Here is a 2,498-nt window from a genome sequence, read left to right on the forward strand (position 1 = left end):
AATCTCGGTGAATGGTGGGTGGGGATTGAGAACGAGGTATTTTAACTTAATTGATAATTGATAATTGATAATTGATAATTGATAATTGATAATTGATAATTGGGTTGTTAGGGTGGGGTTTAAAGCCCCTGCCTTTAGGCAGATTGTTTAAAGGTGCGGAGATTTAAACTCTGCACTTTTAAACTCAATTCTCAATTCTCAATTCTCAATTCTCAATTCTTTAACTAATCTTTTTGATTGACGGTATTATATGCTCGTTCTTTCTCGATCCAGTCGCGACCGAGTTTGATAGTTACATCAGAATAAAGATTGCCAGAACTATCAACTTTGGTTTCACCAATTCCTAAGATTTTAGATAAACCTTCAGCAACTTCGGGATTGCCTTTTTGAGCGATAAATTGACTGATAGCTAGATCTTCTTTGATCTTGGGAGCGGTATCGAGATGGACGTTTTGATAGCCAGCTTTATTCAATCGTTTGATGAGTCTGGCGGTAGCGTCGGGGAAATGACTGGTATCTTGAATCTTTACGCGCAAAGTTTCGACTTTTGGCTGCTCTAGAGTGAGCGTACCACGATCGAAATAACGTGCCATCATATTTTGAATCCGTTTCTCATCGGGAAGCCAGTAGCTCGTACCGTTTTTGCCATCGCCGTTATAGTCACCTGGCATCATCAACATTTGCATTTTTGATTTGCCATTTTGCATCGAGAAACTGCCGAGTGCGAGTAATTCTTCGACGGTGAGATTGGTATCGACGTGAGATTGAATGACAGAAAATAGTTGGGGAATTCTGGCGATCGTCATTGGGTTGAGCGTCTGCTCCATCAAGGCTTTAACTACCATCTGTTGGCGTTGCATCCTACCGATATCACCGTTGGCATCGTTACGGTAACGCAGCAATCCTAGTAGTTTTTCGCCATCGAGATGTTGTCTACCAGCCTTGAGATTGATATAGAAATGTTGGGAGTCATCTTGATACTTAATATCTTTGGGGACGGTAACCGTTACGCCACCTAGTTCGTCTATAAGCTTAGAAACTCCCTTATTGTTGAGGCGGATATAGCGATCGATCGCCACACCACCCAGTACCTTGCTGACTTCTTTCGCGGCGGCGGCTGGGCCACTTTCACGATCTACAGCATTAATTTTTTCGGTACCGTGTCCGGTGCGCTCGATCTTGGTATCGCGGGGAATTCCTAAGAAAACCGTCCGTTTGGTTTGAGGATCGAAGCGCAGCAACATAATCGTATCTGACAATCCATCGAGGGAATCAACTTCCGCATCGAAGCCAGCTTTTTTCCGTTCGTTACCGCTAGCCGTCTTGACATCTGAAAGATTAGTTTTAATCCCCAATAGCAGGATATTTACAGGCTTAGAAACTTCTGGTACTTGTAATAAACTCCGCGAGAAAGCTTCCTTATTTTGATTGAAAAACGCGGTATCTGCGGCAGATAAAGCGCGTTGTTGAAGAGGTGCCGAAGTCAGCGATACCGCTAAAAAAGCCCCAGCAGCCGCCGAACACGCTCCGATACTCCCCAACCCCAGCAACAGCCATAGCGGTACTTTACGACGCTTTTTAGCTGGCTGACGACGCACCATTTGCGGGCTGGGTTTGCTCGATTTGCGGCGTTGCCGATCTACTTTTCTAACTTCCACTTTACTCACGGTTTAATTAGGGGTGGGTGGGGTTTAATAATCGCTGTTGTCGTTACGGTTGTCTCGATCTTGCTGTGGCTAGTGCGCCCTAAGCCGCATTGCTGGATACTCAAATCGCGCTTCAACAAATGACAAGATTAGTTTTGCCGAATCGTGCGTTCTGCTAAATTACTAAATCCTGGCAATCGTAAAGATTTCTTTTGCCAGAGTAGCATCATTAGCCATAGACTCGTCATGAAATAGGTAGATGTCGCCAGACCATTGAGAAATAATAGCCGAAATCCGATCGCTGACGATCCCGATATATCCGCACCTACATTTAAACTCATGTAGGTGGTCAACCAGATAAAAGCCAGCAAAATTGATAGCCGACAGACTGCCAATTGGCGTTTGTCCCGTTGACGCCGATAAATTGCCCACATTGAGGGTAATACGCCCATGACGGGAATTAGGTATAGAAATGTTTCTAACCTGTCGAGCGCATCGAGATCTCGTGTTACGGGTCTTTCCTCCAGCAACTCGATTTCTGATGCTGGCGAAGTGTCGCGCGAGGCGGTCATAGGCTACTATCCTAGCTGTGCTAATATTTTTTTCTCCATAGATCTAAAATCCCCAATTTTTGGCAATTTAGCACTATCTGGCTAATATTTTTTTGGGAGATATGAGTGAGGTTGGCGATCGCCGCTCTAGTCTTCAAGCTACCCAACTATGGGTCGCCCAAACGCTAATGACTCAAGTATAATTTGGCACTTACGATCGCGGAATCTATCTTAGTGTACATTTTGTGGTTAGAGTTTAATACCCAAGGAAATAAACACAGATTATCTACAGTGAAGTTAG

At 44.3% G+C, this 2,498-nt stretch carries 2 protein-coding genes; both read right to left on the minus strand.

Annotation, left to right across the window (positions count from 1 at the left end; genetic code table 11):
• Positions 1 to 224: 224 nt before the first annotated feature.
• Positions 225 to 1,667 (minus strand): LCP family protein, encoded by a 1,443-nt coding sequence (locus C7B77_RS28120; protein WP_106312848.1) that lies wholly within the window; start codon positions 1,665 to 1,667, stop codon positions 225 to 227.
• A gap of 128 nt (positions 1,668 to 1,795) precedes the next feature.
• Positions 1,796 to 2,218, minus strand: a complete 423-nt coding sequence (locus tag C7B77_RS28125; RefSeq protein WP_106312851.1) for a hypothetical protein — start codon at positions 2,216 to 2,218, stop codon at positions 1,796 to 1,798.
• Between the last annotated feature and the right edge of the window lie 280 nt (positions 2,219 to 2,498).

This window comes from Chamaesiphon polymorphus CCALA 037, assembly GCF_003003845.1.
In the GTDB taxonomy this organism is placed as follows: Bacteria; Cyanobacteriota; Cyanobacteriia; order Cyanobacteriales; family Chamaesiphonaceae; genus Chamaesiphon; species Chamaesiphon polymorphus.